Annotated in this window: 21 protein-coding genes; 9 read left to right on the forward strand and 12 right to left on the reverse strand. The window is 54.9% G+C overall.

The annotated features are described in order from the left end of the window. Positions 1–20: 20 nt before the first annotated feature. On the reverse strand, positions 21–2132 hold the full coding sequence (locus tag DFQ01_RS01025) for an S-layer homology domain-containing protein (protein WP_110042019.1): 2112 nt from the start codon (positions 2130–2132) through the stop codon (positions 21–23). A 466-nt stretch (positions 2133–2598) separates the two neighbouring features. On the opposite strand from DFQ01_RS01025, the gene rocD reads away from it, so the two are divergent. Continuing rightward, positions 2599–3801: an ornithine--oxo-acid transaminase gene (gene rocD, locus DFQ01_RS01030; RefSeq protein ID WP_281271953.1), complete on the forward strand. Its 1203-nt coding sequence runs from the start codon at positions 2599–2601 to the stop codon at positions 3799–3801. A 60-nt stretch (positions 3802–3861) separates the two neighbouring features. On the opposite strand, the gene DFQ01_RS01035 is transcribed toward rocD, so the two are convergent. The 3 genes from DFQ01_RS01035 to DFQ01_RS01045 form a co-directional block, all read right to left on the reverse strand. Continuing rightward, on the reverse strand, positions 3862–4491 hold the full coding sequence (locus DFQ01_RS01035; RefSeq protein ID WP_110042020.1) for a CpsD/CapB family tyrosine-protein kinase: 630 nt from the start codon (positions 4489–4491) through the stop codon (positions 3862–3864). After that, complete coding sequence (locus tag DFQ01_RS01040; RefSeq protein ID WP_110042021.1) at positions 4472–5248, reverse strand: YveK family protein; 777 nt, start codon at positions 5246–5248, stop codon at positions 4472–4474. The genes DFQ01_RS01035 and DFQ01_RS01040 overlap by 20 nt, the downstream gene beginning before the upstream one ends. 294 nt (positions 5249–5542) lie before the next feature. After that, positions 5543–7204, reverse strand: a complete 1662-nt coding sequence (locus DFQ01_RS01045; RefSeq protein ID WP_110042022.1) for a glutamine--tRNA ligase/YqeY domain fusion protein — start codon at positions 7202–7204, stop codon at positions 5543–5545. Between the two features lie 178 nt (positions 7205–7382). On the opposite strand from DFQ01_RS01045, the gene DFQ01_RS01050 reads away from it, so the two are divergent. The 4 genes from DFQ01_RS01050 (at position 7383) to DFQ01_RS01065 (ending at position 13241) form a co-directional block, all read left to right on the forward strand. Continuing rightward, positions 7383–7862 (forward strand): MarR family winged helix-turn-helix transcriptional regulator, encoded by a 480-nt coding sequence (locus tag DFQ01_RS01050; RefSeq protein ID WP_174812879.1) that lies wholly within the window; start codon positions 7383–7385, stop codon positions 7860–7862. Between the two features lie 37 nt (positions 7863–7899). Then, entirely contained in the window at positions 7900–9633 is a 1734-nt protein-coding gene (locus tag DFQ01_RS01055; protein ID WP_110042024.1) for an ABC transporter ATP-binding protein, read from the forward strand. Then, the gene (locus DFQ01_RS01060) at positions 9630–11627 is read left to right on the forward strand and encodes an ABC transporter ATP-binding protein (RefSeq protein WP_110042025.1); all 1998 of its coding nucleotides are present in this window, start codon (positions 9630–9632) and stop codon (positions 11625–11627) included. Before DFQ01_RS01055 ends, DFQ01_RS01060 begins: the two co-directional genes overlap by 4 nt. Positions 11628–11882: 255 nt before the next feature. After that, complete coding sequence (locus tag DFQ01_RS01065) at positions 11883–13241, forward strand: hypothetical protein (protein WP_110042026.1); 1359 nt, start codon at positions 11883–11885, stop codon at positions 13239–13241. Between the two features lie 232 nt (positions 13242–13473). Here the strand turns inward: DFQ01_RS01065 and DFQ01_RS01070 are convergent, their stop codons facing one another. Next, positions 13474–14052 carry a hypothetical protein gene (locus DFQ01_RS01070; RefSeq protein WP_146216821.1) on the reverse strand — a complete coding sequence of 193 codons (579 nt, stop codon included), beginning with the start codon at positions 14050–14052 and terminating at the stop codon, positions 13474–13476. Positions 14053–14085: 33 nt separating this feature from the next. Here DFQ01_RS01070 and DFQ01_RS01075 point away from each other — a divergent pair, with 33 nt between their 5' ends. Then, positions 14086–14811, forward strand: a complete 726-nt coding sequence (locus DFQ01_RS01075) for a glycosyltransferase (RefSeq protein ID WP_110042028.1) — start codon at positions 14086–14088, stop codon at positions 14809–14811. A gap of 4 nt (positions 14812–14815) precedes the next feature. Beyond that, complete coding sequence (locus tag DFQ01_RS01080) at positions 14816–15955, forward strand: glycosyltransferase family 4 protein (RefSeq protein ID WP_110042029.1); 1140 nt, start codon at positions 14816–14818, stop codon at positions 15953–15955. A 9-nt stretch (positions 15956–15964) separates the two neighbouring features. Here DFQ01_RS01080 and DFQ01_RS01085 read toward each other — a convergent pair whose 3' ends face one another. The 5 genes from DFQ01_RS01085 to DFQ01_RS01105 are packed head-to-tail and all read right to left on the reverse strand — an operon-like array spanning position 15965 to position 23481. Next, positions 15965–17977 (reverse strand): glycosyltransferase family 2 protein, encoded by a 2013-nt coding sequence (locus DFQ01_RS01085; RefSeq protein WP_110042030.1) that lies wholly within the window; start codon positions 17975–17977, stop codon positions 15965–15967. 2 nt (positions 17978–17979) lie between these two features. Next, on the reverse strand, positions 17980–19794 hold the full coding sequence (locus tag DFQ01_RS01090) for a tetratricopeptide repeat-containing glycosyltransferase family 2 protein (protein WP_174812880.1): 1815 nt from the start codon (positions 19792–19794) through the stop codon (positions 17980–17982). Then, on the reverse strand, positions 19745–21847 hold the full coding sequence (locus DFQ01_RS01095; RefSeq protein WP_110042032.1) for a glycosyltransferase family 2 protein: 2103 nt from the start codon (positions 21845–21847) through the stop codon (positions 19745–19747). Before DFQ01_RS01095 ends, DFQ01_RS01090 begins: the two co-directional genes overlap by 50 nt. Positions 21848–21865: 18 nt before the next feature. Next, complete coding sequence (locus DFQ01_RS01100; protein ID WP_245946470.1) at positions 21866–22990, reverse strand: DUF6385 domain-containing protein; 1125 nt, start codon at positions 22988–22990, stop codon at positions 21866–21868. Between the two features lie 47 nt (positions 22991–23037). Next, positions 23038–23481: a DUF6385 domain-containing protein gene (locus tag DFQ01_RS01105; RefSeq protein WP_110042033.1), complete on the reverse strand. Its 444-nt coding sequence runs from the start codon at positions 23479–23481 to the stop codon at positions 23038–23040. Between the two features lie 268 nt (positions 23482–23749). On the opposite strand from DFQ01_RS01105, the gene DFQ01_RS01110 reads away from it, so the two are divergent. Together DFQ01_RS01110 and DFQ01_RS01115 are read left to right on the forward strand one after the other, a co-directional pair. Continuing rightward, positions 23750–24280, forward strand: coding sequence for a hypothetical protein (locus DFQ01_RS01110; protein WP_110042034.1), 531 nt, complete (start codon positions 23750–23752; stop codon positions 24278–24280). A 1-nt stretch (position 24281) separates the two neighbouring features. Then, positions 24282–24863, forward strand: a complete 582-nt coding sequence (locus DFQ01_RS01115; protein WP_110042035.1) for a hypothetical protein — start codon at positions 24282–24284, stop codon at positions 24861–24863. Positions 24864–24939: 76 nt separating this feature from the next. Here DFQ01_RS01115 and DFQ01_RS01120 read toward each other — a convergent pair whose 3' ends face one another. Further along, positions 24940–25479: a glutathione peroxidase gene (locus DFQ01_RS01120; RefSeq protein ID WP_110042036.1), complete on the reverse strand. Its 540-nt coding sequence runs from the start codon at positions 25477–25479 to the stop codon at positions 24940–24942. A gap of 83 nt (positions 25480–25562) precedes the next feature. Beyond that, positions 25563–26006 carry a MarR family winged helix-turn-helix transcriptional regulator gene (locus tag DFQ01_RS01125; RefSeq protein WP_219993686.1) on the reverse strand — a complete coding sequence of 148 codons (444 nt, stop codon included), beginning with the start codon at positions 26004–26006 and terminating at the stop codon, positions 25563–25565. Between the last annotated feature and the right edge of the window lie 2 nt (positions 26007–26008).

Consider the following 26008-nt stretch of genomic DNA (forward strand, 5'->3'; position numbering starts at 1 on the left):
CAGTACTACCTGATTGAAACTTACTTCACTTGCAGTGTGCGGTACAGGATAACTGCCGCTTCTGCACGGGATGCATTATTGTTCGGGTTGAACTTACCAGCGTTGCCAATAACAATACCTTCTTGTGCAGCAAGTGCCACGCCAGCTTTCAACGTCGCATTGATCGAAGCTGCGTCACTGAATGCTTTCAGTGCAGCATCAACGTTCTCAACAGCTTTAACGTCTGTCTTAAGCGTCAGTGCACGTGCAATCATCGTTGCCATCTCAGCACGCGTAATCGTAGCATTCGGTGCGAATGTCGTTGTCGTGCGGCCGTTGATGATGCCCTTATTAGCTGCTGCTGCAACATAAGGAGCGAACCAATCCGTCGACTTCACGTCGCTGAAGCTCGAAGTAAGACCGGAGCTCTCAAGATCCAGAGCACGAACGAGCATCTTAGCGAACTCAGCGCGCGTTACGCTGCCTTTCGGATCAAACACGTTCTCGGAACGGCCGGAGATTGCACCTTTCGCAGCCAGAACCTCGATTTGACGACCAGCCCACGATTTAACGGAAGCGATATCGCCAAACGTTACTTTGTTTTCAACAACTACATAAGAGGAGAACGTATCGCGCGATTCCACGATCGTATCGCCATCTACTACGCCGCCTTCGAACGTCAGCTTGCCGTCCACAATTTTCGCAACGCTAAGCAGTTCTTTATCAACGCCATTCAGATTGCCAAGTGGAATACGTACTACAATCGGATTCACAAACTCATGCACATCTTGTCCACCCAGGGACAAGCCAAAGTTATATACAGAGGATACAGCAGGGTACCCTTCAACCGCTGGCTCAGTCGACGCATTCTTCGTTCCAACCGACAGGCCAAACGCCTTGCCATACTCACTGCTGTTCGGAACCGACACTGTCAGACCGTTCATTGCAACGTTCAATTTGCCAAATGGCGATGCATTCAGCTTCTTCATTACTTCCTCGGACAGTTTGACACTGATCGACGAGCTGTCGATATTTCCAAGGTTAATGGAGAATGCTCCAGCGGATGCTTTCTCATTAGAGCCCGCTGCTTTAAGTATCTGCTGCAGTTTCTCGAACGCCGCAATTACTGTATCTAGCTTCGATCCTACTACTTCGCTCGGATCAACCGAGGCGATACCGTTCGAAATCGTTACCAGCGCCGAAACGTTAACTTCTCCGGAATCTTTCAGCACTTGGTTGAACAGGGCCAGAGCTTGTTTAGCAATTTCCAGTTTTTGCGCATCTGTTGCGCCGTCCAGCTTGCTAAGCAGATCGTCAAAGCTTTGATCCACAGCCGTGTTGCCTGTAACAGTTGACCCTGATGGGTTCGTTGTTGTTGTTGTTGTAGTCAATGTCGACAGATAAGCCAATGCAATCGCTTCAGCAGCGTCATCAAACACGTCTGTACCAATTTCCGTTCTTAGTTGTTCTACTGCCTGTACAACATCGTCACCAGTGATGCCTGCATTTGTTACCAGTTCGCGAAGCTCAGATACCGTAGAAACAGACAATGCGCTGTTCAAAGCACCGTTAACAAGAGTTTTGCGTTCTGCGGAGCTCTTCGCTAGTGCAATCAACTGCGTCAGGCTCTTCGATTTCAACTGCTTACCGATGTACGACTCTGCGTCAACTGCAGCTTTGGCTACAGCATCAACCGTAATTGCCGATGTATTCGTTACACCTACGCCTACCGCTGCGGACTTCAAAGCGTCGCGGTATTCGGTGTTCGTTTGAATTTCTTCCAAAGCGCTTACACTCAACGTTGTCGGAATCGACAACAGGTCAACGACTAGATCAGCGAGCGCTGCACGGTTCTCATCCGATACATTTAATTTGTCCGCAATCGGACCCGCAATTGCAGCACGTTGGCTGCTTTCCAGGTTAATGATCGCTTGACGAGCAGTATTAACATCCGCTTTGCCTTGCGTCGAAAGTGCAGCGTATACCGTATTGAAGCGGTTTACAGCTTGTTGGCTGTAAGATACGCTGGCGAAAGCCGTTTGCGCGCCAATATGATTCGCCAGACCTTTCTCACTGAATGGGATACCTGCAAAACTTGTCGAAACGATCGCTGCTGCCAGCGAATACTTCAAAACCGTTCCTTTAACACCCACTACTATCACCTCGTCGAATAAATGGTTATAACTTTCTTTGAGTATACAATTCCTTAATATTCAAATTAAAAAAATATAATAGGAATCAATACTCATACACTACCTATTGTTCTATGTATACTACTCTTCCATGCTGACTGCACCTGATGCGCGAGATTAATTGATATAGATTCTACCATTCAAAAAAGTAAATGGTCAATTAATTATTACCTAAAGATACATATTGTATCTAGGTATTTCGAATTATTCCGTGATATTTTCTGCATTCTATCTGTTAATTTCATGTCAATAATACATTTTGTATCTAAAAATAACTGGGAATTCACTGCTGTTTTATTTCCCTAAATAGCATCTTAACTTCAAATCAAGACCAAATCAGGTTGTCATGCATAGCCCTCTGACTTCCTCGCATACAATGAAATACTTTGAATCGAAGTAACAGTATTTGGGAAAGGATGTGTAGTTGTTGGGAGATCCGAATTTATCAAATATTGGGCTTATTCAATCCGTTCATCCGCTAGAAGCTTACAATTATAACCCCCTCCCCATCGTTATCGTAGACGCTTCAGGCGTATGGGTAACCGATGCCGAAGGTGAAAGATATATGGATATGCTTAGCGCCTACTCTGCCTTGAATGCCGGCCATCGCCATCCAAGGCTAATACGCGCCTTGCTCAATCAGGCGATGCACGTAACACTGACTTCCCGTGCCTTCTATAACGAACCATATATTCGCCTATGTACCTCGCTTACTGCGTATACAAAGAAAGATGCTATTCTTCCGATGAACAGTGGCGCTGAGGCCATTGAGACTGCTATCAAAACAGCTCGTCGATGGGGATATCGGAACAAAGGGATTGCAGATAATCAAGCAGAGATCATTGTTTGTGCTAACAATTTTCACGGAAGAACCATAACAGCCATTTCCTTTTCTTCTGAACAGTCATACAAGCATGACTTCGGCCCGCTGACACCAGGCTTCCGAGTGATCCCTTATGGAGACATTGATGCACTTGAGCAGGCGATTACATCTAATACTGTCGCGTTCCTCGTTGAGCCAATCCAGGGAGAGGCAGGCATTATTTTACCTCCAGCCGGCTACCTATCTGCCGCCGCAACACTTTGTCGAGCTCATCAACTACTATTTATCGCAGACGAGATTCAGACCGGCTTCGGGCGAACGGGCCGGCGTTTTGCTTGTGACTACGACAACGTCGTTCCCGATATCTATGTTCTTGGAAAAGCATTGGGTGGAGGTATTCTACCGATTTCAGCCATCGCAGCAAACCGCAATATTCTCGATGTTTTCGAGCCCGGCTCTCATGGATCGACATTTGGTGGCAATGCGCTTGCTTGTGCTGTTGCTATCGAAGCTATTGCTGTGGCAGAAGAAGAACAGCACGCTCAGCGTTCGGAAACGCTCGGGAACCGTCTGCTCGAATCCATTAAACAAATCTCGAATCCCATCATTCGGGAAGTTCGAGGGCGTGGTTTGTTTATTGGCATTGAGCTTACTATCCCTGCCCGCCCCATATGTGAACAGCTCATGAAACTCGGCTTACTCTGCAAAGAAACGCATGAGAGTACAATCCGATTGGCACCGCCGCTAACGATTTCAGATGATGAACTCAATTGGGCAATCGGCCGTCTTCGGCAGGCGCTTAGCTAACTAGAGCCAAACAAAAACAACGCACCTATCGCTATTTAGCGATAAGTGCGTTTTTAAATCTTATCCGTGCATCAGCGCAACTCCATATGCAGGGACCTCCATTAAGGCTAGCAGTCGTTTGACTCGAGCTGCATCCGCTTCATCTACCTGTCCGCTACGAATTACGAGAAGCACACCATTGCACGCAGCTATCATCAACTGGGCATCGGCTGAAGATAACAGCGGCGGCATGACAAGGCAAACTTTATCGTATCGCTGTCGCCATTGATCAAACAACGGTTGGAGTGCGAACGAGCCAACCGCATCTCCTGTATAGGACAGCGAATCTCCTGCCGTCATAATGTCCAAATTTGAAACGACGTCATGATACACTGTATCTTCCGCTGTTTCCAGAGCTTCCACCACAGAACTCAACCCCATTACGTTCGGCAGACCAAACAACTTATGTATGAGAGGCGATTGCATGTCACCATCCACTAGCAGCGTACGACGATTGGCCTGCGCATATGCCACAGCCAAATTTGCCGTCATCTCTGCCGTTCCAGCTCCTACTCGCGGAGCCACTACCCCGATAAGCCTAGCATCTTGACCACCTGCCCGATCAATTTGAGCACGCAAGGATCGATATTGCTCAGCCGCTTCGCGGTTTGCCCCGGTTAACATGACAAGCTTATTTTTGGATCGGGACATCCCGGCTCTCCCTCGCTCCTCTGAGCTTAAAATTCAACCAATCATGGCGATTTCGTTTATGCGGATCGCTATCAATTAATAAAGGCACCTCTATTAACGTCGAAAGTCCAAATGCCCTCGTTACATCACGTTCCGTTCGAATCGATTGATCAAAATATTGAAGTAACACGCATATCCCCACGCCACACATTGCAGAAAGGACAAAGCCTACGATGAGCAGCATCTTCTTCCCGATATTCACCGATTGCGGCGTATATTCCGGTTGTTCTTCTGCGCTATATAGAACCTCCAGATTATGTGAATGATATAACCGCCCAGCCTCATCTATGAACGCAGCGGAGACGGTATTAACAATGTGAGCCGCTCGTTTATACTGTTCATCCCTTGCAGCAATCGTCAAAACCTGCGATGTCGTGCTAGTTGAGACCGATAGTTTACTTGATATTTGACCTGCCGATAAACCCAACTCTGGATTCTCCTTTACAACTTTCTTCATGACATTGGGTGTTCGGACGATATCTTTATACGTTTGCAGCATGAGAAGATTCGCCTGGATGACTTGCGGATCAATCGGTTTCTTTGCTGTCTCATCTCCTATGCTAGTAATAATCAATCTAGAGGATGCTTCGTACATCGGTGTCTGCATACGTCCATAACCATACGCGGAGCCGCAGCCCACAATGATGATACTTACGATTAGCCACCACCTGCGGCGCAGCATGATTACAATATCGAGCAAATTCAGCTCCTCTTGCAACTATATTCCCTCATTCCAGTAGAAGAATACGAGAAATCTCTTTATATATTGCTATGTGGCAGTATATTCAACACATTTTTACATGCATTTTAATAAAAATGAGGCCCTAATTATTATCTAAAAGTAAGATATTGGCTCACTTTTCTTATTCTATCATTCTATTTTTTCGAGCGTCAATGACCCCGTAAGCTAACAACTTAATATTTTTCTAACATATTATTAACATTTTGCAAAAAAAGGCGCGACCGAAGCGGCATTTCAGCCACAACGATCGCGCTTTAATTTTTTATAAATTTATCCCTTGCTCGGATCAAACGAGCTCTTCAGCGATACGATCCGGTTGAACACCAGCTTGTCCTCGCCGGACAGCTTCGAGTCAACATTGTAATAGCCGTGACGGAAGAATTGGAACTTGTCCCCGCCTTGCGATTCAGCCATGCCTTGCTCGACGTAGCCTTGCAGTACCTCGAGCGATTCTGGATTGATCCGTTCAAGGAACGGCTTGTCCGCATTTGCTTCATCATCAATGAGCAGCGGCTCGAAGTGGCGGAATTCTGCCGCCTTCGCTTGCGATGCCTCTACCCAGTGGATCGTACCCTTCACCTTACGGCCCGTAAAGCCGGAACCGCTCTTCGTTTCTTGGTCATACGTGCAGCGCAGCTCAATCACTTCGCCTGCTTCGTTCTTGATAACCTCTTCACACTTAATGAAGTAAGCATGCTTGAGGCGAACTTCGTTGCCCGGATACAGACGGTGATACTTCGGCGGCGGCACTTCCATGAAGTCGTCCTGCTCGATATAGATTTCACGAGAGAACGGAATCATGCGCGAGCCCATCTCTTCGTTCTCGGAGTTGTTCTCCGCCTCAAGCTGTTCAACTTGCCCTTCCGGATAGTTCGTAATGACAACCTTCAGGGGGCGCACAACAGCCATCGAACGAAGCGCCTTCAGCTTCAAATCCTCGCGGATAAAATGCTCCAGCATCCGCTCATCGACAAGGCTGTTCGCGCGAGCGACACCGATCTCACGGCAGAATGCGCGCAGCGATTCTGGCGTAAAGCCGCGGCGGCGCAGGCCGCTGATCGTCGGCATGCGTGGATCATCCCAGCCGTCGACTACGCCGTTATCGACGAGCGACTTCAGATATCTTTTGCTCATAATCGTATTCGTGATATTGAGGCGAGCGAACTCATATTGATGAGGCGTCGCTTCCATCTCGCACTCTGCAACGACCCAGTCGTACAGCGGACGATGGTCTTCGAACTCCAGCGTACAGATCGAGTGCGTAACGCCTTCAATTGCATCGCTGAGCGGGTGCGCGTAGTCGTACATCGGATAGATGCACCATGCGTCGCCTGTCCGATGATGATGCGTGTGCGAAATCCGGTACAGCACCGGATCGCGAAGGCTGATGTTTGGCGAAGCCATATCGATCTTCGCGCGCAGCACGCGTTCGCCGTCCTTGAACTCGCCGGCACGCATCCGTGCGAACAGATCGAGGCTCTCCTCTACGCTTCGGCTGCGGTACGGGCTATCTTGGCCCGGCTCTGTCAAGGAACCGCGCGTCTCGCGCATTTGCTCCGCCGTCAGATCGCACACGTAAGCCTTCCCTTTCTTAATGAGCAGTACCGCCCGGTTGTACAGCTCCTCGAAATAATCGGAAGCGAACCGAAGGTCGTCCCATTCGAAGCCAAGCCACTGCACGTCCTGCTTGATTGACTCTACATACTCTGTATCTTCTTTAAGCGGATTCGTATCATCGAACCGCAAATTCGTGCGTCCCTTGAATTCATCAGCCAGCTCGAAATTCAAACAAATCGACTTGGCATGGCCAATATGGAGATAGCCATTTGGCTCTGGCGGGAAACGGGTAACGATCTCACTTACCGCACCCTTGCTCAGATCTTCCACGACGATGTTACGAATGAAGTTCGAGGATACCGTTTTATTTTCCATAGCGACCAACCTTTCCTGCGGAAAACTCCTATCCTCTTATAATACACAATTTTCTATCATTTTATAAATAGGTAAATCGAAAATATGAGGTCCATAGAACGTTGACGACAGCTAGGGGAGATGCATATAATTAGGTTAGCTAAGCAAAATATTAGTCTACGAGGGAGGCGATATGCGATTGGACGAACATCAGCAACTGTCACGTGAGCTAATGAATGCTTTTCGCCAGCTGCGTCAGTTGAATTGGACCGGCCTGAGATCCAATGACGGCCTTACAAAAGCAGAAATTATGACCCTATTCCACATCCGCCACGCGACTCGTCAGGAGCCTGCCGGGCCTAAAGCATCCGAGCTTGCGCGCTCGCTCAATGTAACGATGCCTACTGTAACACAGACGGTGAATGTGCTGGAAGCACGAGGTCTGCTTGAGCGGCATCGCGATCCAGCCGATCGACGAGCTGTCCGCATTCGTCTGACGACTGAAGGAGAAGCCGTTATGAGCCGCAACCACGCCATCATGCTGAATAAGATTGGCAGCGTCGTTGAGCACTTGGGTGCGGAACGCAGCCGAGAGCTCATTGAAATTTTGCAAGAAGTGTTCCGTTTCTATTCCACCGATCCTGCAAGCATCTGCCCCCCGCCTCAAGAAAATAAATAATCCGCCTACTTAATAGAAAGAGGTGACGTTTCTCCTCATGATCAAGCTTTTAAGCCACTTGAAGCCGTACCGGATCGCCGTTACGTGTGTCCTTGTATTCGTCTTCCTGCAGACGCTGTCTGACTTATATTTGCCGACATTGCTCGCAGATATCGTCGACAAAGGCGTCATGTATGCTGACACCCATTATATTTGGCGAATCGGCGGTTTCATGCTGATAGTCGCACTAGGCGGCACGCTCTGCTCCGTCGGCGCCAGCTATTTGTCCGCCAAGGCTGCGGGCGGCTTCGGACGCGACCTGCGAAGCCGATTGTTCGCACACGTCGAGAAGTTCTCACTCAATGAGTTCGATAAAATCGGTACCGCTTCGCTCATTACGCGGACAACGAACGATATTACCCAGGTCCAAATGGTACTGACGATGATGATGCGCGTGCTCGTAATGGCGCCGCTCATGTGCTTCGGCGGCATCATCATGGCGCTGTCTCGCGATGTAAAGCTGTCGTTCGTCATCATCGCGATCGTGCCGGTCATTGCGCTCGTTATTTTATTCATCTCGAAACGGACAATTCCTCTATTCGGCATTCAGCAGAAAAGATTGGACCGTCTCAATCTTGTGCTCCGCGAACACCTGACGGGTATCCGCGTCATTCGCGCGTTCAATCGCACACAACACGAGCAATCGCGTTATACAACAGCTAACGGCGAGCTGACCGATACCGCTATGCGAGTAAACCGGATGATGGCTGCCATGATGCCTGTCATGATGCTTATCATTAACTGCGCGAGCATCGCGATTATTTGGTTCGGTGGCATTCGCATCGATCACGGCGGCATGGAAGTTGGCGATCTGATGGCGTTCATCCAGTACGCTTGGCAGATCATGTTCGCTCTCATGTTTGCTTCCATGATGTTCGTCATGGTTCCACGTGCATCAGCTTCTGCTGCCCGCATCCAAGAAGTGCTCGACATGCAGCCGAATATCGAAGACCCTGCGAACCGTGCCGCAAGCAGCGGCCAGCAGGCAAAGGGCTCTGTCGAGTTCCGTGATGTATCGTTCCGTTACCCAGGTGCCGAGATGACGGCGCTGACGAACATTTCGTTCAAGGCTTCGCCTGGCGAAGTTACGGCTATTATCGGCGGGACCGGTTCAGGCAAATCGACGATGCTTAATCTCATCCCTCGCTTCTATGACACTAGCGAAGGTGCCGTTCTGATCGACGGCGTCGATGTTCGAGAGATGACGCAGCAGGCGCTGCGTGAAACGATCGGCCTCGTACCACAGAAAGCGATGCTGTTCACAGGCTCTGTGACCGACAATATTCGATTCGGCCGCGAAGAGGCGACGGATGAGGAAGTCCGGCACGCCGCAGCTATCGCGCAAGCGTCCGAATTTATCGAGCGTATGCCAGAAGGCTATCAATCTGTTATTTCACAAGGCGGTACGAACGTATCCGGCGGCCAGAAGCAGCGTCTGTCGATCGCGCGCGCACTTGTACGCAAGCCGCTCATTTACCTATTCGACGACAGCTTCTCGGCGCTCGATTTCAAGACCGATGCTAAGCTTCGTGCGGCACTTCGCCCAGAAACAACCGAAGCGACCGTCATTATCGTCGCTCAGCGCGTCAGCACCGTCATGGATGCCGATCGTATTATCGTGCTCGACGATGGCCAAATCGCAGGCATGGGTACGCACCGTGAGCTGCTGGACAACAATGCGGTATACCGCGAGATCGTGATGTCGCAGCTGTCTGAGGAGGAGATCGCATGAGAAACTTAGGACAATTCCGATCCGAACCTGCTCACTCAGCTGAACGCGGCGGTGGCGGCGGACCTCAAGGCCCTGGCAGACCAGGCGGTGGCAAAGGGCCGGGACCGGGTATGGGTCCAGGCGCCATGGGATTCGGCCCACCGCGCGGCGGCCCTGGCGGCATGATGATGAAAGGTCAGAAGGCGAAGAACTTCAAGGGCACGCTTCGCCGACTCGTCGGCTATCTGCGCCCGCATCGCTTCTCCCTGCTCATCGTCCTGCTGACCGCTGTGCTCAGTACCATCTTCTCTATTCTCGGACCGAAGATTATGGGTAAAGCGACGACCAAGCTTTTTGAAGGCTTGATGGGCAAAATCAAGGGCACACCCGGCGCATCGATCGACTATGACGCGATCGCCCGCATCCTTATTACACTCGCGATCCTGTACGTCATCAGTGCGATTTTCAGCTACATCCAACAATACGTGATGGCCGGCGTCGCACAGCGAACCGTCTTCGGAATCCGCGAGGATGTCAATAAGAAGCTGGCAAAGCTGCCGCTCAAGTTCTTCGACGGACGAACGCATGGTGAAATTCTTAGCCGCGCCGTCAACGATGTCGACAACATCAGCGGCACGCTCCAGCAGAGCTTAACGCAGTTCATTACCGCTATCGTCACACTCATCGGCGTCGTTGTCATGATGCTGACGATTAGCCCGCTGCTGACGCTTATTACGGTCATTACACTACCGCTTAGTTTTGTCGTGATCAAAATGATCGCTTCGAAGTCGCAGGCGCATTTCGTCGGTCAGCAGCGTGCACTCGGCGAGCTGAACGGCCATGTTGAAGAAATGTTCACGGGCCACACGATCGTCAAAGCGTTCGGTCGCGAGGAGACAGCGGTCAACAAATTCAACGAAGTGAATGAGCGCTTGTACCAGTCCGGCTGGCGCGCCCAGTTCATCTCGGGTAACATCATGCCGCTCATGGGCTTCATCGGCAACATCGGCTATGTACTGGTCAGCGTATGCGGCGGTCTCTTCGTTCTGCATAATCGGATCACCGTCGGTGACGTACAGGCATTCATCTCCTACTCTCGCCAATTCACGATGCCGATTACGCAGACGGCTCAGATCGCGAACATTATCCAATCGACGATCGCATCTGCAGAGCGCGTATTCGAGCTGCTGGATGAGGAAGAGGAAGTGCCGGACGCACCTGCGACTTCTACAAATGCAGTTGTATCATTGAATAAAGCTGCTTCTGGCGAAGTGAATTTCCAGCATGTGAAGTTTGGCTATAAGGAAGACGCGCCACTCATGACCGATCTGAGCATCGACGTGAAGCAAGGACAGACGATCGCAATCGTCGGACCAACCGGTGCAGGCAAAACAACGCTGATCAACCTGCTCATGCGTTTCTACGAGCTGAACGATGGGCAGATCACGATTGATGGCAAGAACATCGTCGACATGCCGCGCGGCGAGCTGCGCAGCAAGTTCGGCATGGTGCTGCAGGACACTTGGCTGTTCAACGGTACGATCCGCGACAACATCGCGTATGGTCGTGTCGGCGCGACTGAAGAAGATGTGGTGCGTGCGGCGAGAGCTGCGTATGCCGACCACTTCATCCGCACACTGCCAGATGGATATAATACGATTCTCAACGAGGAAGCATCCAACCTGTCGCAGGGGCAAAAGCAGCTGCTCACCATCGCGCGTGCCGTGCTCGCCGATCCCCAGATTCTGATCCTCGACGAAGCGACGAGCAGCGTCGATACGCGGACCGAGGTTCATATCCAGCAGGCGATGAACGCGCTGATGGAGGGCCGCACAAGCTTCGTTATCGCGCACCGTCTGTCGACGATTCGCGATGCGGACCGCATCCTCGTCATGAATCAAGGCTCGGTTATCGAGCAAGGCTCCCATGAAGAGCTGCTTGCACAGCGCGGCTTCTACGCCGACCTGTACGAGAGCCAGTTCTCGGGAAGCAAGAAGCAGCCTGAAGCGATCTAGCCGTTATGCAATAAGCCCGCCTCCCTAACCGGGAAGGCGGGCTGTTTCATTTTATGACAGAGCAGCATATCCAGAGTCATTCCCAGCAGGTGTCTGCTGTCTTCCCACCTCCGCTGAAATACGACTAATTACGCCATAACTTCCACGCAATCAAACATATCAGCATTCCCCTCTTTCAATTCAAATGCTGTATTCCGCACCATCCCTGACAGTCGCCCATACAATGCAACTATCTAGGTTAGGGAGGCGCAAGCCGTGAAACCAACATCGACAACATCGGAGAGACCTTACGCGGTCGTTTTTCCCGATGCGTCTTGGGGCAACACCCTCTTCTCCGATCAGCTGTCTCCGATCGCCGCCAAGCATCCGGTACGCTGGGTAACGAACAATCCGCAGCGGGCGCTTGCTGGCGCACCGTCCAACGTGACCGCTATATCAACCGATGAACTTCATCATATGGATTGGAGCCAAGCGACCGCCTTCGTGCTTCATCCATGCTGGGCAGCAACCGTGCTTCCGCTGCGCCCACGGCTGCTCGGCGCTTGGACGTCCGGCTCTGCAGGGGAGGATCAGCTGGAAGCAAGCTGGCGTGGTCGGTTGGCCGGTGAGGCCTCTTTCGTATTGACGCTGTCGGAGCCTTATTATTTGGATCTTTCCTTCCGCCGGGACAATGTGTTCGTCCTGGACGGTGCGGATGAGACTTCCGACTGGTTCGCTTCACAGGCTGGATTGTGGGCGGCTGACGGCACCGATCCGCTGCCGCTGTGCCGACTGCAGCGACAGCGCCGCGAAGCAGCCTATCGTGAGCGGCTATCCGAGACGGGAGGCAGCTCGACATTAATGTTCTACCGCTCCGTCTATCTTTATCTGCTTGGCGATGCCGTTGGAGCTGAACGGGAGCTGCTCGGCGCGTTCGAGCAGGCTGTGCTGCAAGGCGATGAGCATGCGCTCGATGGTATATATCGGTTCCGATCGGCCCTGCTCGCCTCACAGGGCAAGCTGGAATCGGCTGTTCAGGCCTATGAAGCGACAGCCATTACAGCTGTAGAACGTGCCAATGCTGAGGAGCTTCGACGGAGATTGGTACATGGCGAGCGTTCACTGGTCACTGTAATGCTGCTGAGGCTGAATGATGACCATCGAGAGGCAGCAAGCAGGCTTGAGAGACTGCTAAATGAGCTGATTGTAGATACGGGTGAAAGTATAGTCCCGATGGATGGTGACAAGAGCGCGGATCAGATGCTGAGTGCGGAGAGTAAGTGGAAAGTAGAAGAGGTGCATGCAGGTGAGCTTGGGCGGTCGAAGCATGAGCAGGCCGCTCAAGCGATGACAGCACGGCGATTGTTGATCGACTCGCTGCTGCAAGCCGGCTGCGTACGAAGGGCGAGCCAGTGGTTCGAGTCGAATACGATCCAAACCGCAAGGGATCGCACCGACTATGAGCTGCTGCAAGGAACAGCGCTGCTGCTGAACGGCAGCCGCCGCGAGGCGATTCTATCCTTCCTGCGCGCGACAGAACTGCGGCAGGACGCCATCGGCGCGTTGACCGAGCTCGCGCTGCTCGACGCTGCCGTGAAGCGGCTCGCCGACGGCGGGACCGCGACACTGAAGTAGCTGCGGGATACGCGCGGTGTGACGCGGGTCGTGGGGCAGTGAGGTGCGATCTGCCGCCCGCAAGGTGCATTTCTGCACCTTGCGGACGGCGTTCCGACCTCGGCGGCTCGTTTAGGTGCATTTCTGCACCTTGCGGACGGCGCTCCGGCCTCGGCGGCTCGTTTAGGTGCATTTCTGCACCTTGCGGACGGCGCTCCGGCCTCGGCGGCTCGTTTAGGTGCATTTCTGCACCTTACGGGCGGCGCTCCGGCCTCGGCGGCTCGTTTAGGTGCATTTTTGCACCTTGCGGGCGGCGATCCGGCTTCGGCGGCTCGTTTAGGTGCATTTCTGCACCTTGCGGGCGGCGCTCCGGCCTCGGCGGCTCGTTTAGGTGCATTTCTGCACCTTGCGGACGGCGCTCCGGCCTTGGCGGCTCGTTTAGGTGCATTTCTGCACCTTGCGGACGGCGCTCCAGCCTCGGCGGCTCGCTTAGGTGCATTTCTGCACCTTGCGGACGGCGCTCCGGCCTCGGCGGCTCGTTTAGGTGCATTTCTGCACCTTGCGGACGGCGCTCCGGCCCCGACGGGGCTTTTAGGTGCATTTTTGCACCTTGCGGACGGCGCTCCGGCCTCGGCGGCTCGTTTAGGTGCATTTCTGCACCTTGCGGGCGGCGTTCCGGCCTCGGCGGCTCGTTTAGGTGCATTTCTGCACCTTGTGGGCGGCGATCCGGCCCCGGCGGCCCTTTTAGGTGCATTTCTGCACCTTGCGGGCTTGGCTTTACCTCGTCACCCTCGCCGACCGCAACTGCCCCGGCGCCGTTTGTTCTCATCAACGAGCTACTACTAACCATTTGGGAGGGTTCAGCATGCAAAGCCTGCGCAAAGCTTCCGGCAACAAGCTGACCGCCATGATGCAGGTGCGCAATGAGTGCGGACGCTATCTGGAGGCGTCGCTGGCGCAGCTGTCAGACGTGGTCGATGAAATCGTCATCGTAGATGATGCCAGTACGGACGGAACGCCAGAGCTGTGCCGCTCCTTCCCGAAGGTCGTCCGCCTCGTCGAGCTTCGGCGGCCGCTGTTCGGCGAAGAGTGGAAGCTGCGCTCCCTGCTGTGGGAGACAGCCGTCTCGACCGAGCCCGATTGGCTGCTGGCCATCGATGCCGATGAGTTTCTCGAACGACGTACCATTCGGCGCATCCGCGAGCTGATCGATCAAGATCAATACGATTGGGCTGCGCTGCGGATGTATGATTTTTGGGGATCGCTGACGCATTATCGGGATGATCTGTGGTGGAACCTGCATCGCCGCCACACGATGATGCTTGTCCGCTATTTGCCTGGCTTTCACTATGCTTATCCACGCTGGGACCACCACGTCCCTAGGCTCCCAATCACCTGCGCCGCCCTGCCTGGACTGCGTTCCGAGCTTCGTGCGAAGCACTTCGGTTGGGCTGGAGACGAGGAGAATCAGCGGGCCAAATACAATCGTTACAAGCAGCTGGACCCTGACGGACGCTGGGGAAACATCGATCAATACGAGTCGATTCTCGATCCGGCACCAAATTTGATTCGCTGGGTGGAGGAGGAGTGAGCGGATGCAGACGGTTAGTATTTTGACCCACAGTTATGTAGATGGCTATAATCGGCAGTTCAAGCGGCTGTTCGGGGGCGGACTAGAGCGGTACATTCGCGAGCTGTGCGGCGTTATCCATGCGATGGGACTGCGGCCGGTTGTACATCAGCTGTCGTACTTCGAGCCTTTTCGCACCTCGTTCGAGGGAACGGAAGTCATCGGCTACACCTACGAGCTTGGCAAGGTCGCTGCGGCATTCGAGAGGATGGCAGAGGAGGCGGATGGTCTCCTGATCTACGCAAGCTGCTTGTGGCATCCGATCTCTTTCAAGCCAGGCAGCATCGGCATTTGTCACGGGATCAACTGGGATCACGGGTCGGTCCTAACGTCCACGAAGGACGGGATCACGTCTGCCTTTCGGCAGGCGGTACAGCAGCTCGATCGAATCGTATCGGTCGATTCGCATTTTCAGACGTATGCAAGGGCGATGTGTGAGTTCGATGATATGGACAAAATCATTCTGCTCCCCAACAGCGTCGATACCGCCAGCTACACACCGAGTAAGAACAACCAGACGAATCAGCCTCGCAAGCGCGGCTATCGGGTGCTTGTCCCTCGCCGGCTGAGCTACGAGCGAGGAGTCATTACCATGATGCTCGCAGCTGAGCAGCTGCTGCAGTCGCGCAGCGATCTCGTGATCGAATTCGCTGGCGAACTCGTCGATGGGACGAACATTGCGGATGCGTTCCGCTTGTGGCATGACGCTCACCCTGCGAAGAAACGCATCGAGCAACGAGCGTATTCCATGGACGAAATGCGCCAGGCCTATGCGGGAGCGGACATCGCGGTTATCCCGACGATTTTCTCGGAGGGGACCTCGCTTTCTTGCCTTGAGGCGATGAGCTGCGGCGTGCCCGTCGTGGCGACGAATGTCGGCGGCTTGAACGACCTTGTCATTGACGGGCTGAACGGACGGCGGGTACCGCCGAACTCGGCCGCGATTGCGGATGCGGTTAACGGCTTGCTCGACGACAAGCCGCTCCGCCGCAAATTCAGCAAGCTAGGCCGCGAAACGGCGCTGGCATTCGACAGCAGCCGCTGGCGTGACAGCTGGACGGCCGTCATCGCGAAGCAGCTTGAGGCACGTCCAGCGGCACCATGATGCAGGCACTCACGGCGGGTAGAGCGCCGTGAGGCCGATCAGGCGCAGCTCATTCCAGCTGCGCAGTGCTTGCGGCAGCAAGCTGCCGTGTTCGCTGCCCGCGAGCGTTTCACTCGCTCGCGCAGCGAAGGCAGCGGCAAGGGCGGATGCCGCTGCTCGCCCTTGCGCCGGTTGCGCCGCCGCAGAACGGGCGGCGGCGAAGCAGTCGCACGCCTCCCGCCAGCGGCCAACCGCAGCAGCTAGCAGCCCTGCGGCCAGCTCTGCCTCGAACGGCGGCCCACCAATTCTAGGCGGCGCTCCAGGCCATACATAGCCAGCCCTTCCGCCTAACCCTGTAGGCGAGCCATCCCCTTCTGCATCACCACCGCCCCTACTCCACCCCACACTGTGAAGTAACACCCCAAACTGCAGCATTGACGGCAAAGACTGCTCTTCTGCTCCCACACTAGCGGCCCGTTCCACCCGCTCCAGCCATCCAGCCCAGTCGCCCGCAAGCAGCTGCGCCTCGCCAGACACCGCCAATGTTCCACCTTGGCCATCAGACGCACAGCAACGAAGGACAACTCCCAGCTTCGCCCACTCTCCGCCTAATAAACGTTGCTGCTCCACGGCCAGCCAGCATCGCTCAGCCTCCACCAGATCACCCTGCTGTAGTCGCAGCCAGCCAAGCAATTGCACTCCCGGCCCGCCAGCACCTTCAACTAGTCGCTCAATGTACGGACCGCACCGATCAGGCTCATGCAACTGAAGCAGCAACTGGGCCACTCGAAGCCGCACCCGCTCCAACTCACGCTGCCCTCCGCCAGGTGCCGCCTCCTCCCGTCGCACACGCACGTTCAAATGCAGCAAACACTCTACCGCAGCCTGCCACAGCTCCTTCATGCCATATGCGGCTTCGCCTTCAACTGCCTGATAAAGCGCCAGCAGCCGAATCCACGCACGCTCCAGCCCCGGACGCTGCCGAAGCGCAGCTGCATAATAAGCCGCGGCCTCCTGCCACTCGTATAATTGCTCGCATGCTGCGCCAGCCGCATAGAGCGTCCGATAGCCGCCTGCACCTTCCACCGACGAATAATAAGGCGCCGCCTCTCCCACTGCCGACGCCTGTTGCAGCACCTGCAAGGCTGATCTCGCATCATCACGTGCTATATGGACCGCAGCTAACGCCTCATAGAGATCGGGAAAATCGCCATACAACTGCAGCCCCGCCTCCGCCACGGATGCCGCCTCGTCCAACCGCCCTGCCATTCGGCAAGCATGCGACAGCTTCAAATAAACATCCGACGCAAAGCCGCAAGCATCATCCAGCTGCCCCACCAGCGGGTGCAGCCATTCGGCCGCCTCCAGCCAGCGGCCCGCACTAAGCAGCTCCGTTCCTACGGCGTAACGAAGCAGCGGATCATTAGGCCGCTGAGCCAAAGCTTTAGATAACAATCGCAGGTTGCGTTCTACCTTGCGCCGCTCTTCCATCACATCAGCGCGATAGCCCTCATGCCGTATCGTCAGCGGTGCGATTGCAAGCGGCCCTCCTTGCAGTGCAGCAGCAGCGGTTGCGCATTCCTCATGTATGATACCTGCGAACCGAATCCGCTCATCGTTGCGGAACAGCCGGCAGACCGCATCCGTCACAGCGGACTCTTCCTGCTCAGCATCCGTGCGCGCAAGGCGACTAATGAGCCGAATATAGTAGCCCCATTGATCGTCCGCCAGGAGAAGCCTTTCCCATACTTGCATTGCAGCAGGCTCCAATCGCTCATCCGCATCGAGTACGAGAATCCACGGCTGCGATGCAAACGACAGCGCATAATTGCGTGCAGCGGCAAAATCGTCCGTCCACTCCCACCGCACAATCTGCGCGCCAAGCGACTGTGCAATCTCGACCGTCCGATCCTTCGAGCCCGTATCGCATACGATCATTTCCGCCACATATGGCCGCGCAGACATCAAGCAGGCTTCGATAAAAGCTGCCTCGTTCCGCACGATCATACAAAGCGACACACCAGGGAGCTCTGCCCTTCGCATGCTTAGTCCCCTCGCTCGCAGCCAGCGAGCAGCAGCCGAGCAGAACGCAGCACTTGCTTAGAGGCCGATGAAGCCGAGCGAACCGTCAGCAGCCTCTCCACTTCCCGCATATGCTGGTCCGCATGGGTCATCAGCGCCGCTGTACCATACTGAGCGGTGGCATCACAGCCATCTGCTACACTTGTTAAGGCATTCCGCAGTACCTGCTCCAGCATACCTGTGTCGCGCTTACTTACAATTCCCGCCATAACAGGGGCGAGACCAAAGCCCGCAGCATCATCCACGGCCACCGCCCCACTCGTATACGATGCTGCACCCTCCGCAACTACCGAACGTTTCTCAACCACCCCGAGCCATTGCAGCAACGACACTAACCGCTCGTACGCTGCAGCGGCAGAGTAAGCTCCCGCTTCCTCGGCCGACGATATGGCCGCCCCCGCAGCAGCAAGCATCCGTTCCGCCCTTCGCCGCGCATCTGCAAAACACCCTTCCGCTGCAGCGTGCGAAGCTTCCGCGAGCGCAAGCCATGCTGTGGACGCCGCTCCCCATGCAGGCTCGATCGCTCTACGCCGAAGCCAGGCGACAGCCTCCGCCGTACAGCCGCTGTCGAGCAGCACCGATGCGATTTTGACACCAGCCTCTTCTGTCGACACGGTGAATCTTCGTTCAAGCAGTACGGGCAGTTCACTGCCGCGATCGACGACCCGAAACATCCGGCACAACCGATGCAGCGGCGGCATCAAACTCGGCTTCATGCGAAGCGTCTCGCTATACCAGTGGGCTGCCGCATCGTAGCTGCCAGCTGTTTCGTACAAAATGCCCAGCAAATATGCCGTACGATGCGTGCCCATCCCATCTTCTGTATGGTAAATCCCTTTCGGCTGACCAAGCCGCAGCGCATAACATGCCGCCATAATCGCACTGCGCCGGCGCCCTATACGAGACAGCGATTCCGCAAGCGTATGCCACAAATCGGCATAATCGCTATAGAGCCGTACCCCTTCCTCTGCGGCTTCAGCCGCTTCCTTCCATCTGCCGAGCGTCTGCAAGCTCCGCGCCTCATATTTGAACACGAGATGTGCATAGCTGAGCTGCGTGAACGAAGGTGTCCTCCTCGCTTCGCGGAATGATTCGAGCGCATCCTGCGGCCTGCCCGCACGAAGAAACTCTACGCCTAAGTTGTATCGGTGGAACGGATCGTCCGGCTCCTCTTCAACTGCCTGCAGCAGCAGCAGCATGTTGCGCCGGATTTTGTCCCTCTCTGCAACGACGGATGGCTGATAGCCATAGTGCCGGATAACCGTCTCCCCAAGTGCAAGCCGTGCATTCGGATTGGCACGAAGAATGGACACTGCGATTTGCTCGTGAATACGTCCTTCGAAGCGGTGAAGCGGCGCATTCCGAAAAAGCCGGAGCACCGGGTTGATCGTCACGCCGTCCTCTTCGTCATTGCCAAGCAGATTCCAGACCGGCAGCAGCCACCCAGCCGCCTCTTCTCCATGGAGCGCAAGCTTCCGCAGGCTCGCCGACGCTCCCTCCGACAGCTCTTCATCCGCATCGAGGATCAGAATCCACTCTCCCTGTGCGGCATCAAGCCCTGCATTGCGAGCCGCGGCAAAATCCCCCGTCCACGCCCGTTCGATGACCTTCGCACCAAATCGGCGTGCAACGTCGGCACTTCCATCGATAGAGCTCGAATCGACGACGACAATCGCCTCATCGACGACCCCCTGCGCACTGCGCAAACAACGTGCAAGCCCCTGCTCATCATCCTTCACGATCATGCATAAGGAAATCAGCTTCCGCCGCGCCGCCATCGCCCATTCGCCTCCTTTGTGCACCATTGCGAGTCGTTCGCCAGCCTAGACCCTCCAGCCGAATGGCCGCCATCTCGATCCTCTTCCGCTCCTCCGTCAGCCATGCGGCAGCGGATCGCTCCTCTTCCCGCTCCATCAATGCCTGTGCAGCTAACCGCAAGCTTGCCGCCGCTGCCCCCAGCCGCGCGCGCTCGTCATCCGACTCATGCTGCACCGCCCGTTCATACAGCGATAGCGCCTCGCTATATAGCCGTCTGCCATACAGCATTTCGCCAAGCGTACGCAGCCCCAATACGCCTAATTGATTCGTTCCCATTATACGAAGCAGACGGTCGGCCGCAGCCTTCGTATAGCCATGTCGATGCAAGGATGCGGCAAACCGCTCCTCGGATACCGCCAGCCGCTCCCCGATACGCAGCAGACCATGCGATACAGCACGGTCCATGATCATTTCCGCACGATCAGCAGCTTCCACGCTGCCTTCCTCCGCAGTCCTATCTCCCGTCGCATAACGATGTCCAAGAAGTCGTTTCTCTGCCGCTTGGCATAACTGCAGCGTAGAGTGATCCAGCAACCGTTCCGATGCAGGAGGCAAGCGTCGTCCTTCCATCCAACAGCACAGCGACCAGTCGATTCCCGCTTCCATAGAAATTGGCTCCGATCGCCCCGCCGGATCAACAAGCAGCTCTCCCGCCTCGGCGTATTGCCCAGTACGAATGAGGCAGACCGAGAAGGAGGCGATAGCAGCAGGTGCAGCTGCCGCACCGGGATAATCCGCTGTCACCCGTCTCCATAGCGGGACAGCTGAGGAATACGCACCAATGAGCGTCAACGCATGCGCAAGCGAACACAGCCGTTCACCGATACGACCTGTCTTTCCCAGCGCATAATTCCCCTCAGTCTCTATGCCTGCATAGCTGATAAGCGTCTGAGCTATAGCGCCATCGCTGCCACCCGCCTCATGCAGCAGCTCTGCCAAGCCTTCGAGAGCCTGCGGCCAACCCGGCATGGCCACAAGCGCCTGCTCATAGCGGCGCGCAGCCTCCTGCCGATTGCCAAGCCGCCGCTCCAAGCCTGCAAGTGCCGTGCACGCCTTATAGCTTGCAGCTCCTTCTTCAGTTAAGTATTGTCCCGTATTCGCCTGACCCGCTTCTATCGCCGCCAAATGCGCCTGCTTCGCTTCCAGCCATGCACCTTGCCGGTATAAGCATTCCCCATAGAGCAGCTGCAGGTCCGCATAATCCGGGTAACGCTCTGTCTCACGAGCAAGCAGTTCGAGCGCAGACTCTTCCTCGTCTAATGCGAGCATGAGACGCGCGCTGTCCAGCATAAGGGATGGACGGAACGGGACATCAGGCGCAGCAGTGGCTCTTGCCCGCGCGAAAGCGGCGGATGCTTCCGCCGCTTTCGACTGTTGAATAAGGGTTACTCCAAGGTTGTACCAGTGGAATGGGCTGTCGGGCTGCTTATCCAACTGCTTGCGAATCATACGTTCGTTACGCTTAGCCGTTTGCTTGCGAGCAAGCTCGCCGGGCTCGTACCCATCATGTACAAGACGCACGCCCGACAACGGGCCGTCCACATCCCGCCACGTTCCAGGTTCACCCGCCACCAATTGCTCATGAATAGCGCCGATGTAGCGATAGCCTAGATCGGCACGAAATAAGCGAACCGCTTCATTTCGGATATTTTGACCCGCCATATGCCCGAATTCATTCTCGATGACAACACGATAAGCCGTTTCTTTCGAGTGAAGAAGTGTGTTTCGCAGCTGCTGCATGTCCGTATCCTCAGCCAGACGCTCATCTGCATCAAGCACCAGTATCCAGAGCGTCCGCGCCTGTCCAATTCCGATATTACGTGTCTGAGCAAAATCGTCCGCCCACGCCGCATGCACGACATGTGCACCACGCGAAGCCGCTATTTGCACGGTCTGGTCGGTGGAACCGGTATCGACAACGACTAGCTCATCCGCCCATGACCGGATGCTGTCTAGACATCGCGCCAGATGAAGCTCTTCATTGCGCACGATCAGATGAACGCCAAGCAGCATACTGTCACCCCTCCGTTATCAGGTTCCCTGTCCGTTGAAATAAACGTCGATCGTCGTTGGGTTGCCCGTCGCACTCGAACGATATGCCAGACGCGTATATTTCAAAAACCGCTGCGGCACAAGCACGTCAACCGATCCAACTGCGATGCCCGTTGTTGTCGACGTATCTGCATACCAGTTCGTACCGTTGGCACTGATCTCTACTCTAGCATCCGCTTTGTTCGTACCTGGACCGACATTGTAAACAAAGAAGGAGTACGTGCCGAATACACTCGTCGTTACGGTTGCGAGTCCCGTATATGCATTGGCTGTCGTGACATTGAGGTTGCTAATCTCTTGGAAGCTCTTCTGCGAGATCGACGTTACGCTGCTGAGCGTACCGGCTGTGATCGTTGCTCCGAGCACGCTATTGATCGTTCCCGCCGTGATCGTCGCTCCGAGCACACTATTGATCGTTCCCGCTGTGATTGTCGCTCCGAGCACACTATTGATCGTTCCCGCTGTGATTGTCGCTCCGAGCACACTATTGATCGTGCCTGCTGTGATTGTCGCACCAAGCACACTATTGATCGTTCCCGCCGTGATCGTCGCTCCGAGCACACTATTGATCGTTCCCGCTGTGATCGTCGCTCCAAGCACACTATTGATCGTACCTGCCGTGATCGTCGCGCCTAGCACGCTGTTGATCGTTCCCGCCGTGATCGTCGCGCCTAGCACGCTGTTGATCGTTCCCGCCGTGATCGTCGCTCCGAGCACACTATTGATCGTGCCCGCTGTGATTGTCGCACCAAGCACACTATTGATCGTGCCCGCTGTGATTGTCGCACCAAGCACACTATTGATCGTGCCCGCTGTGATTGTCGCTCCTAGCACGCTGTTGATCGTTCCCGCCGTGATCGTCGCGCCTAGCACGCTGTTAATCGTGCCTGCTGTGATCGTCGCGCCCATGACGCTCTCGATCGTACCTGTCGTAATCGTCGCGCTTTGGATCGAAATGTTGCTGATCGTACCATCCATAATAACGCTGAGCAAATTACCGCTTGTGTCTGTCGCCAGCGCTTGCGGCTCCTGCGTCTCATCCCGCCCGAATATTAGCGCACGCAAATTATCCGGGTTCGGGTTGAACGATGAAAAGTTCGGCATTCCTCATCACCTTTATCTACCATAATCCGACGGACGTCCAAGAAGCTTCACCTTACCGTCTGCGCTTGAAAATACACGGAGACCGTCGTTGGCTTATCTGCGTGAAGAGAGCGAATCGCCAGCCTCGTGAAGCGCAAGAAACGGGCAATCGCAATAACACCGGTCTCGCCAGGCAGTATCGTCTCCTCCACATCAGCAGCAAAATGTTTCCCGTCGGGCCCGACCTGAGCTTGAATTACCGCAGGAGCATCACCCTCATTGATGATGGCGTAGGAGTATACCGCCAGATGCGTCGTAATCTGCGTCGGCAGCGGCGCATAATCAGGTGTTGTTTGCACATGCGGGAATATTTGTTCAATAAATAAGCTGCGCCCGGCTCGCTTCTTTGTGCTGCATTTATGATCCGCGGGCTGACAGCTGCTTCGATGCTTACGCTTCGGGGAGGAATGAGTCGGGCTCCCTCTACGACAGCGGCTGTGTGCACTAGTCATACCATCTTCCCCTCGACGTCCATGCTCCGATAGTTTATGAGCTTTCCTATCGGTGAGTAACGGCATCTGCCGTCCCTGCATAGGCGAGCCATCACCGAGAGGCGCCCGATTACGCCTGTTGTCCACCGATGTCCGAAACGCAGAGCAGCTCGTAAGCATAACCTGTAGGACTAACCTTCGCAGCGGGACAATCATGCGCTTATCACCCTCCCAGGTACCCTTCAAGTTCTCTTCATGCTCCGTTCTGCCGGAAAGGGGCTCACGACTAATGACCAACAATTCCGTATTCAATAACGAGAACAGCCCTGTCTATATGCTTACGAACAACGGATACGTATCCCCCGTCATTATTGCGCCTGCCGAATATGACGCCTCTAACAATCAGCGCTTATTCTGCTTAACAACCGGCAACGTAAGCGTCGGCTCCGGCGTCAGCCTGCTGCTGCAGATTACGAATCCATCCGGCAGCGGACGAACCGTGTATTTGTCGCGCGTTGCAGGCGGCGCCTCCAACACCATTACGTTAACGATTGCTTCAAGCGGAACGATTACCGGCGGCACGACACCTGCGCCAGTAAACGCCTATCTAGGCAGCGCAACGACAAGCGTTGTGACGACGAAGCAAAATACCGGCACACTCGGCGGAACACCTGCGACCTTCTTCACCGCAACGGCCGCCGACATTTACGTCGTTGAGTTCAATGGCTCCATTATTGTGCCAGCAAACCAGACGCTGACGGTAACCGCAGGCACTGGCTCTGTCACAGCTTCGCTCAATCTCGTGTGGTGGGAGACGTAGAATGCCGAACTATTTTGTATTCGATCAATCCAACAGCTCCTTCTACGGACAGCTTACGAACAATTACACAGAGCCCGGTATGATGTCGCCCACCGATATGGACGCCGCAACGAACAACCGCGAGTTTATTGCAACCGCCAGCAACTCGGGCACCTTAGGACTCCTCGGCGGCTCGGTCATCATCACGCTGCAGATCAGCAACCCTTCGGGAAGCGGCCGAACGATGTACATATCGAGCATCACAGGCGGCATTAACGTATCCCTTAGTCTGCTGTCCAGCTTCAGCGGCAGTATCACCTTGTACAGCGGCGGTACGCTGACATCACCTGCGACGGTCACGCCGTTCAGCACCAAATTCGGCAGCGGCGCGACGAGCAGCATGACGGCACACTCCTCAACCTCTGCTCCAACCGGGGCGACCGCACTCCTGTCCTATGCCCTGACGCCAGGCATGTTCACGCTACCTTTCGCAGGGAGTCTGATCGTCCCGCCGAACCAGACGTTTACAATGAACGTCAGCTCCTCGCTCTCCGTTGCTGGGGTGATGGCCAATACGGCGACAGTATCGTGGTGGGAGGTCTAATCGGTCTAGTCACTCGTCAAAATACAAACAAGCCGCAGGCGGCCGCCTGCGGCTTGTTCTACTTTCTATAATCAGCTTATTTGAGCAGCTGCTTGATCGTTGCTTCGAGTTCCGCCGGCGCTACGCTTGGCTCGAAGCGTGCTGCGACGTTGCCCTCGCGGTCAACGACGAACTTCGTGAAGTTCCATTTCGGATCGTTATCCTCCAGAAGCTGAGGATTGTGCTTCTCCAAATTCGCTTTCAACCGTTCGCCGCCCTCTGGGAATCCTTCGAAAGGTGCTGCATCGGACAAGTAACGGAACAGTGGAATAGCCGTCTCGCCACGAACGTCGACCTTCGCAAACAGCGGGAACGAGACGCCATAGTTCAGCTTGCAGAACGCTTCAACCTCGTCGTTCGTGCCCGGCTCCTGACCGGCGAACTGATTGCAAGGGAAGCCAAGAATTTCGAGGCCTTGCGATTGGTATTGGTCATACAGCGCTTGAAGCCCTTCGTATTGCGGCGTCAGACCACATTTGCTCGCTGTGTTCACAATAACAAGCACCTTGCCTTTGTAATCGGACAAGCTGACTGGCTCACCTTTAACATTGTTCACCGTGAATGCATATACGCTCATCTTAGTTCCTCCATATCCTATCGGAATTGTAGTTTATATTGCATTACTTCTACATCATGTCCAACAATACCTGCATCCGATTGTTAACGTTTCTGCATCTCTTCGACCAGCTGCTGCAGCCGCTCCCGCAGCTTCCCGCCTTCCTCGAACGTCAGCCCCACCTGGCAAAATACGTTCTCCGGGATATGCTCCGCGCGGCTCCGGAGCGCTCTGCCCTCCTCCGTCAGCTGAACCAGTACGCTTCGCTCATCCTTCGCATCGCGTACACGCGCAACGAGGTTCATCGCCTCCAGCTTCTTCAGCAGCGGCGTCAGTGTGCCCGAATCGAGCAGCAGATGCTCGCCAAGCTGCTTCACGCTCATATTGTCCTGCTCCCACAGGACGAGCAGCGTGACATACTGGGTGTAAGTGAGTCCGAGCTCATCAAGAAACGGCCGATACAGCTTCGTCATCTCGCGCGAGCAGGCATACAGCGCGAAGCATAGCTGATGCTCCAGCTTCAGCTGAACCGGATAATCTTCTGTCACTG

The organism is Paenibacillus cellulosilyticus (assembly GCF_003182255.1).
GTDB lineage: Bacteria > Bacillota > Bacilli > Paenibacillales > Paenibacillaceae > Paenibacillus_T > Paenibacillus_T cellulosilyticus.

Bases quoted from the DNA above. Each gene is read 5' to 3' on its own strand.
- DFQ01_RS01035 (WP_110042020.1), bottom strand. From the start codon at position 4,491: ATGTCCCGATCCAAAAATAAGCTTGTCATGTTAACCGGGGCAAACCGC.
- DFQ01_RS01045 (WP_110042022.1), bottom strand. From the start codon at position 7,204: ATGGAAAATAAAACGGTATCCTCGAACTTCATTCGTAACATCGTCGTG.
- DFQ01_RS01055 (WP_110042024.1), top strand. From the start codon at position 7,900: ATGATCAAGCTTTTAAGCCACTTGAAGCCGTACCGGATCGCCGTTACG.
- DFQ01_RS01060 (WP_110042025.1), top strand. From the start codon at position 9,630: ATGAGAAACTTAGGACAATTCCGATCCGAACCTGCTCACTCAGCTGAA.
- DFQ01_RS01075 (WP_110042028.1), top strand. From the start codon at position 14,086: ATGCAAAGCCTGCGCAAAGCTTCCGGCAACAAGCTGACCGCCATGATG.
- DFQ01_RS01080 (WP_110042029.1), top strand. From the start codon at position 14,816: ATGCAGACGGTTAGTATTTTGACCCACAGTTATGTAGATGGCTATAAT.
- DFQ01_RS01085 (WP_110042030.1), bottom strand. From the start codon at position 17,977: ATGCGAAGGGCAGAGCTCCCTGGTGTGTCGCTTTGTATGATCGTGCGG.
- DFQ01_RS01090 (WP_174812880.1), bottom strand. From the start codon at position 19,794: ATGGCGGCGCGGCGGAAGCTGATTTCCTTATGCATGATCGTGAAGGAT.
- DFQ01_RS01095 (WP_110042032.1), bottom strand. From the start codon at position 21,847: ATGCTGCTTGGCGTTCATCTGATCGTGCGCAATGAAGAGCTTCATCTG.
- DFQ01_RS01100 (WP_245946470.1), bottom strand. From the start codon at position 22,990: ATGCCGAACTTTTCATCGTTCAACCCGAACCCGGATAATTTGCGTGCG.
- DFQ01_RS01105 (WP_110042033.1), bottom strand. From the start codon at position 23,481: ATGACTAGTGCACACAGCCGCTGTCGTAGAGGGAGCCCGACTCATTCC.
- DFQ01_RS01110 (WP_110042034.1), top strand. From the start codon at position 23,750: ATGACCAACAATTCCGTATTCAATAACGAGAACAGCCCTGTCTATATG.
- DFQ01_RS01115 (WP_110042035.1), top strand. From the start codon at position 24,282: ATGCCGAACTATTTTGTATTCGATCAATCCAACAGCTCCTTCTACGGA.
- DFQ01_RS01120 (WP_110042036.1), bottom strand. From the start codon at position 25,479: ATGAGCGTATATGCATTCACGGTGAACAATGTTAAAGGTGAGCCAGTC.